Raw genomic sequence first — 2492 nt, 5'->3', positions numbered from 1 at the left:
CGAGCTGGTCGGGATGAAGGGGGGCGTCGAGGAAGTCTGTTGCCGCTGCTGGCGCTGTTTCCGCGCTTGCGTCGTCATCCGGCTGAGTCGCCAAGACGGCGCCTCCCACCTCAACCACCTCACACCCCGCCAGCACCGCCGCCATCTGCTTCGCGCTAGCGCTATCGGCCACCACCTGCACGATGCCCGCGTCGTCGATCATCTGCGCAAGACGCGCGGGCGGATACTCAGGATCGAGCGGCACGAACGCCCCACCCGAGCGGATGATCCCAAGCAGCGCTGCAATCAGCGCCGGGCCGCGCGCCACGCACAGCCCCACGCGCCGCTCGGCGCCAACGCCTCGCGCGACGAGCCGTGCGGCCAGCATCGCCGACCACGCGTCCAGTTCCGCATAGGTGAGCGATTCGTCCTCGCAGCGCAACGCAATCGCATCCGGTGAGCGCTTCGCCTGCGCCGCGAGCGCCATCCCGAGCGACTCGAACGCGTAACGCTGCAACGGTGCTGCTTCATACCGACGAGGCAGCGTCAACGATCCAACGCGTTGCGCGGCGTCCTCGGTCATCTGCGTCAGAATCGATTCGTACTGCAATGCAATTCGCTCGACGGTCTCGCGATCGATGCGCTCGCCGTTCCACGCCCATTCGAGCGAAAGCGTCTTTCCGCGCGGAATGATCGCTAGCGCGAGCGGGTAATGCGTGGGATCGACGGAATCGATCGACTCCACCTTCAGGCTCGCGTCGCCATTGCGTGCCGCATCGACGGGATAGTTTTCAAAAACGACGATGCTGTCGAACAGCGCGTCGCCGCTACGTCCGCTCCACTGCTGCACGCGCGGGAGCGGCGTGTGCTCGTAGTGGCGCAGTTCCATCAGCTCGCCTTGCAGCTTGTGTAGCCATGCGCCGAGGTCCGCGCTTGCGTCCACGTCGACCTGCACCGGCAGCGTATTGATGAAAAGCCCCAACATGCGTTCGACGCCCGGCAGATGCGCCGGCCGTCCCGACAACGTAGTGCCGTATGAAACCTGGTGCCGATGTCCGTAGCGCGCGAGCAGCACCGCCCACGCGCCTTGCATCAGCGTATTGAGCGTGATTTCGTGGCGACGCGCCGCTGCGTGCAAACGCGCGACGAGCGCTTCGTCCAGCGCGCGGCGCCGCGCATGGGCGCCCGGTTCTGCTGCGCGCGGCTCGCCGAGACTCGCGGTGAGCGTCGCCGGATCGTCGGCGCGCGCGGCCCATGCGCGCCACCACGCCTCGGTTGCAGGATCGTCGGCCGCTTCACGAATCCACTCGACGTACCCGCGATACGGCGGCGCCTGTTCGAACGTCGCGGCAGCGCCGCTCGTGCGCATTCGATAGTCGCGCAAGATCTCCGAGAACAACAGCGAAACGCTCCAGCCGTCGAGCAGAAGATGATGATGCGTCCACACGAGGTCTGCGGTGTGCGCGTCGCGAATGAAGAGCGCGATGCGCATGAGCGGCGCGTGGTCTGGCACGATGCCATCGGCGAGACCGCGCGCCCGCCAGTCGGTCAGGCGCGCGTCGTAATCGGGTGCGGCCGACCAGTCGTGCGTTTCGAACGGCAACGCGATGCTGCGATGGACAATCTGCATCACCGAGCCGCCGTGCTGCCACGCGAAACCCGTGCGCAATATCGCATGACGCGCAAGCGCGGCCTGCCACGCTGCGTGCATTGCGGCGACGTCGAGCGTGCCCGACAGTGTCGCGCGCATCTGGTTGAGATACGCGCCCTGTTGCGACTCCGCGAGCGTGTGATAAAGCAGACCGCTTTGCAGCGGCGTCGCCGGATAGACGTCCTCGACGTGCTCAGGCGTGATGCCCAGCGCACGCCACAGATCGGACGACGCCGGCGCGCTGCTTCCAGCCGATGGTTCAACGCCCGCGAGAGATGCGGATGCCGATGCCGATGAAGCCGGTGCCGGCACAGGTACTGCCGCACGCGCAAGCTGTTGCACGGTCGGCGCTTCGAACACCATGCGCGGTGTCACGTGCAAACCGGCATCGCGCGCTTTTGCCACGATTTGCAGACTCAGGATCGAGTCGCCGCCTGTCACGAAGAAATTGTCCGTCACGCCGATGTCGTCGCGCCGCAACACGGCACGCCAGACGGCAAGCAAGGCGGCCTCGGCGGGCGTCGACGCGGCGACGCCCTGCTTCGCGTTCGCCACCGTCTCCGGCGCAGGCAACGCACGGCGATCGAGCTTGCCATTCGGCGTCAACGGAAAGCGCTCAAGCTCCACATACGACGACGGAACCATGTGGCCCGGCAGACGCGCGGCGAGCCACGTCTGCCAGCGTCCCGCATCGCCTGTATCGGGTCCGCCGCGCGGCACCACGTAGGCAATCAGACGCCGGTTGTCGTTGCCGTTGTTGGCGTCGCCGTTGCCGTGGCCCGACACCAGCACCGCCACATCCCGCACCTCGGGATGCGCCCGCAGCGCCGCCTGGATCTCACCGAGTTCGATACGGAAGCCG

General features: G+C 66.9%; 1 protein-coding gene. It reads right to left on the bottom strand.

Features of this window, described 5'->3' with window-relative positions; translation table 11 throughout:
• The coding region (locus BCA01S_RS36345) for a condensation domain-containing protein (protein ID WP_042320525.1) at window positions 1-2492 on the bottom strand (2492 nt) is incomplete at both ends.

The organism is Paraburkholderia caledonica NBRC 102488, from assembly GCF_000685095.1.
Taxonomy (GTDB): domain Bacteria; phylum Pseudomonadota; class Gammaproteobacteria; order Burkholderiales; family Burkholderiaceae; genus Paraburkholderia; species Paraburkholderia caledonica.
Note: the sequence above shows the minus strand (reverse complement) of the source record. Positions and strands in the feature narration are given on the sequence as shown.